Source organism: Citrobacter sedlakii NBRC 105722 (genome assembly GCF_000759835.1).
Lineage (GTDB): Bacteria > Pseudomonadota > Gammaproteobacteria > Enterobacterales > Enterobacteriaceae > Citrobacter_A > Citrobacter_A sedlakii.
Map to the genome: position 1 here is coordinate 1 of NZ_BBNB01000024.1, position 4,511 is coordinate 4,511.

The 4,511-nt window shown below is 49.9% G+C and carries 4 protein-coding genes, 4 tRNA genes, 1 rRNA gene and 1 pseudogene; 8 read left to right on the top strand and 2 right to left on the bottom strand.

The features are described from left to right. Positions 1-76 precede the first annotated feature (76 nt). From rrf to birA, 3 genes are all read left to right on the top strand, one after another. Positions 77-192 (top strand): 5S ribosomal RNA (gene rrf, locus CSE01S_RS21810). A gap of 160 nt (positions 193-352) precedes the next feature. Continuing rightward, a complete protein-coding gene (gene murB / locus CSE01S_RS21815) occupies positions 353-1,381 on the top strand; it encodes a UDP-N-acetylmuramate dehydrogenase (protein ID WP_042293157.1) in 1,029 nt (342 codons plus the stop codon). Further along, positions 1,378-2,340 carry a bifunctional biotin--[acetyl-CoA-carboxylase] ligase/biotin operon repressor BirA gene (gene birA / locus CSE01S_RS21820; protein WP_042293159.1) on the top strand — a complete coding sequence of 321 codons (963 nt, stop codon included), beginning with the start codon at positions 1,378-1,380 and terminating at the stop codon, positions 2,338-2,340. The genes murB and birA overlap by 4 nt, the downstream gene beginning before the upstream one ends. A gap of 28 nt (positions 2,341-2,368) precedes the next feature. Here the strand turns inward: birA and coaA are convergent, their stop codons facing one another. After that, complete coding sequence (coaA, locus tag CSE01S_RS21825) at positions 2,369-3,319, bottom strand: type I pantothenate kinase (RefSeq protein WP_042293161.1); 951 nt, start codon at positions 3,317-3,319, stop codon at positions 2,369-2,371. A 303-nt stretch (positions 3,320-3,622) separates the two neighbouring features. Beyond that, positions 3,623-3,703 (bottom strand): annotated as a pseudogene (locus CSE01S_RS23440) (hypothetical protein); the annotation flags it as partial. 19 nt (positions 3,704-3,722) lie between these two features. Between CSE01S_RS23440 and CSE01S_RS21835 the strand changes: the two are divergent. From CSE01S_RS21835 to CSE01S_RS21980, 5 genes are all read left to right on the top strand, one after another. Then, positions 3,723-3,798 (top strand) — tRNA-Thr (locus tag CSE01S_RS21835). Between the two features lie 8 nt (positions 3,799-3,806). Further along, positions 3,807-3,891, top strand: a tRNA-Tyr gene (locus CSE01S_RS21840). A gap of 114 nt (positions 3,892-4,005) precedes the next feature. Further along, positions 4,006-4,080, top strand: a tRNA-Gly gene (locus CSE01S_RS21845). A gap of 5 nt (positions 4,081-4,085) precedes the next feature. Continuing rightward, a tRNA-Thr gene (locus tag CSE01S_RS21850) sits at positions 4,086-4,161 on the top strand. Between the two features lie 116 nt (positions 4,162-4,277). Continuing rightward, positions 4,278-4,511, top strand: a 234-nt coding sequence (locus CSE01S_RS21980; RefSeq protein ID WP_000031667.1) for a GTP-binding protein, incomplete at its 3' end; no start/stop codon positions are given.

The window sequence follows — 4,511 nt, forward strand, 5'->3', positions numbered from 1 at the left end:
AGTTAAGTACGCAATAGTTTGTGCAGCCAGCGCCGCTGATGCGATAAAGTATTGCGTACAGAGCACAAAGAATTTGCCTGGCGGCCGTAGCGCGGTGGTCCCACCTGACCCCATGCCGAACTCAGAAGTGAAACGCCGTAGCGCCGATGGTAGTGTGGGGTCTCCCCATGCGAGAGTAGGGAACTGCCAGGCATCAAACAAGTGAAAAGCCCATCCTGACGGATGGGCTTTTTGCGTTTCTGGCGCTGGCCTACTGAATCAGTCTGTAGTAATCAAACCCATTCCGCCATAAAACAAGCCTTACCGCAGCATATGCGTTAAAATAACGCGATTATGCATCTGGAAAGCGTCTATGAATCACTCCCTCAAATCCTGGAATACCTTTGGTATCGATCAGTCTGCAAATGAAATTGTTTGTGCTGAGAATGAACAACAACTCTTAAATGCCTGGCAAACCGCCAATGCAAAGCAACAACCGGTATTGATTCTGGGTGAGGGGAGTAATGTACTGTTCCTTAATGCTTTCCATGGGACTGTCATCATCAATCGTATTAAAGGAATTGAGGTGACAGAACAACCAGATGCGTGGCATTTGCATGTTGGCGCTGGCGAAAACTGGCATCAGCTGGTTCAGCATACGTTGCAGCTTGGTATGCCTGGACTGGAAAACCTGGCGCTGATCCCTGGCTGCGTCGGTTCTTCTCCCATTCAGAATATAGGTGCTTACGGCGTTGAGCTTCAACGGGTCTGTGATTACGTTGACTGCATCGAATTAGCGACGGGGACGCCTCACCGTCTTAGCGCTAAAGAGTGCCGTTTTGGATACCGTGACAGCATTTTCAAACATGAGTATCAGGATCGCTTTGCAATTGTCGCCGTTGGCCTGCGCCTGTCTAAGCAATGGCAGCCAGTATTGACCTATGGCGATCTCACGCGACTCGACCCGGCGACCGTTACGCCTCAGCAGGTGTTTGACTCCGTCTGCCATATGCGAATGACTAAACTGCCAGACCCGAAAGTAAACGGTAACGCAGGTAGCTTTTTTAAAAATCCTGTCGTGACAGTTGACGTTGCACAGGCACTGTTATCTGAATTCCCCCACGCGCCACATTATCCCCAGGCGGATGGCTCAGTAAAACTGGCGGCTGGCTGGCTAATTGATCAGTGCCAGCTTAAAGGCATTGGGATTGGCGGCGCTGCCGTACATCGCCAGCAGGCTTTGGTACTCATTAACGCGGATAATGCGACAAGTGAAGATGTTGTCCAGTTGGCGCATCTGGTTCGTGAGAAAGTTGGAGAAAAATTTAACGTCTGGCTGGAACCGGAAGTGCGATTCATTGGACAAGTGGGTGAGGTCAATGCCGTGGAGATCATCGCATGAAGGATAATACCGTTCCCCTGACGCTGATCTCTCTGCTAGCCGACGGCGAGTTTCATTCTGGCGAACAGCTAGGTGATACGCTAGGGATGAGCCGCGCCGCCATTAACAAGCATATCCAGACACTACGAGATTGGGGCGTTGATGTTTTCACCGTGCCTGGCAAAGGCTATAGTCTGCCCGAGCCGATCCAACTGCTGGACGCGAATCGTATTCATAGCCAACTGGATCGCGGCACGGTTGCTGTGCTCCCTGTGATCGATTCAACCAATCAGTATCTCCTGGAGCGAATCGGAGAACTGCAGTCAGGTGACGCATGTGTCGCTGAATATCAGCAGGCCGGGCGCGGTCGCCGTGGACGTAAATGGTTTTCGCCATTCGGCGCCAACTTATATCTGTCGATGTACTGGCGTCTGGAACAGGGACCCGCTGCGGCGATCGGTTTAAGCCTGGTGATTGGCATCGTGATGGCGGAAGTCTTACGCGATTTGGGAGCAGATAAGGTTCGCGTAAAGTGGCCGAACGATCTGTATCTGTTGGATCGCAAACTGGCAGGGATCCTGGTTGAACTGACGGGGAAAACAGGCGACGCTGCACAGATCGTGATCGGCGCAGGAATAAACATGGCGATGCGTCGTGTTGAAGAAGGCATCGTAAATCAGGGATGGATTACATTACAGGAAGCCGGTATCACGCTCGATCGCAATACGCTGGCTGCGAGACTCATTCGTGAATTACGTACCGCGCTGGAGTTATTTGAGCAGGAAGGCCTGGCTCCCTATCTTTCGCGTTGGGAAAAACTGGATAACTTTATCAATCGCCCGGTCAAACTGATTATCGGTGAAAAAGAAATATACGGCATCTCTCGGGGGATTGATACGCAGGGCGCATTGCTGCTTGAGCAGGACGGGATAGTAAAACCTTGGGTGGGAGGGGAAATATCCCTGAGAAGCGCCCAATAAAAAGGGGGAGCGATTGCTCCCTTTTTATTTATTTACGCAGGCGAACCTGCTCGACCGCATGATTTGCGCTTTTTGTCATAATGAGACTCGCGCGTTCACGTGTGGGTAAGATATTTTGCTTCAAATTCAGCCAGTTAATCTCTTTCCATAACGCCGTAGCGGTATTGATTGCCTCATCTTTTGACAGCTTCGCGTAGTTATGGAAATAAGAATCGGGGTCAGTAAACGCCCCTTCACGGAATCTGAGGAAGCGGTTGATATACCACGTTTGCAGTAAATCTTCCGGTGCATCAACATAAATAGAAAAGTCGACGAAATCAGAAACAAATACATGATGAGGGTCGTGCGGATAGTCCATTCCGCTTTGCAACACGTTAAGCCCTTCGAGAATTAATATATCCGGCTGGGCCACCGTTTTATCGCCATCAGGAATCACGTCATATATCAGGTGCGAGTAAACCGGAGCCGTCACATTTGGCACGCCTGATTTAAGATCAGAAACAAACTTAACCAGGCGGTGCATATCATAGGACTCAGGAAACCCTTTCTTCTTCATCAGACCGCGATCTTTCAGCACCTGGTTAGGGTGAAGAAAACCATCAGTGGTAATCAACTCAACGCGACGATGCTCCGGCCAACGGCTCAGCAGCGCTTGCAACACGCGCGCGGTGGTACTTTTTCCTACAGCCACGCTGCCGGCAATACTGATGATATAAGGGATACGCTCGCCATTCGTGCCAAGGAACTGCTCGAGAACCGCCTGACGACGAAGGTTTGAGCTGATATAGAAGTTAAGCAAACGCGACAGAGGCAAATAAATCTCCGCGACTTCTTCCAGCGACAGATCTTCATTTATACCTTTTAACCGTGCGATCTCATCTTCAGTCAGAGTCATTGGCACGGAATCACGAAGCGCAGCCCACTGGTTGCGGTTAAACTGTAGGTAAGGCGTCATTAACGTTTGCTCTTTTATACTCATAAGCATGTTTCTGGCTGTCATTACTTCATCAGGGCCGTGATGAAAAAGCGCGTCAGCCCCGGCATGCAATGGCACGTCACATTTCAGTTAATCTGGACAATGGGCAGGAGGGTAACACCAGATGGAAAGGAATAATAAGAAAAAATGTTTCCCTTACTTCATTCGCTGAAAAGCAATGTGACGCATATTCCAGATGTGAAGATGATAATTTTAGCCAGTAAGCGGCCCACTGCCGACAGCAAAGCGAAACTTGCCATGTCCGTAATGTCGAAATTTTATGCTAAGCTGTCTGAAAATACGTCATTTATTGGTCGTATAGCGCAAAATGTGAGCGATAGAACATTTTATGCAATTTTTTAGTTGCATGCGCTCGCAGGTCTCCATAGAATGCGCGCTACTTGATGCCGACTTAGCTCAGTAGGTAGAGCAACTGACTTGTAATCAGTAGGTCACCAGTTCGATTCCGGTAGTCGGCACCATCAAGTCCGGTGGGGTTCCCGAGCGGCCAAAGGGAGCAGACTGTAAATCTGCCGTCACAGACTTCGAAGGTTCGAATCCTTCCCCCACCACCACTTTCTGGCAGCGAATGCTGTCTGAGCTGGTTAAGAAAATAATCGGCTCGAATGAGAAAAGAGACTCGTCTCTTTTTTTGTTACAGAAAGAACTGGGTAGCCGAGTTTCAGGATGCGGGCATCGTATAATGGCTATTACCTCAGCCTTCCAAGCTGATGATGCGGGTTCGATTCCCGCTGCCCGCTCCAGACGTGCTGATATGGCTCAGTTGGTAGAGCGCACCCTTGGTAAGGGTGAGGTCCCCAGTTCGACTCTGGGTATCAGCACCACTTCACTTCTCCTTCCCGTGTTTTCTCTGTAACGACTCAATGATTCAACAGTCAGGCATATCGCCTGGTTGATGTGGTGATATCACCGATTTATCCGTGTCTTAGAGGGACAATCGATGTCTAAAGAAAAGTTTGAACGTACAAAACCGCACGTTAACGTCGGTACTATCGGCCACGTTGACCATGGTAAAACAACGCTGACCGCTGCAATCACTACCGTACTGGCTAAAACCTACGGCGGTGCTGCTCGCGCATTCGACCAGATCGATAACGCGCCGGAAGAAAAAGCGCGTGGTATCACCATCAACACCTCTCACGTTGAATACGATACCCCGACCCGTCACTACGCG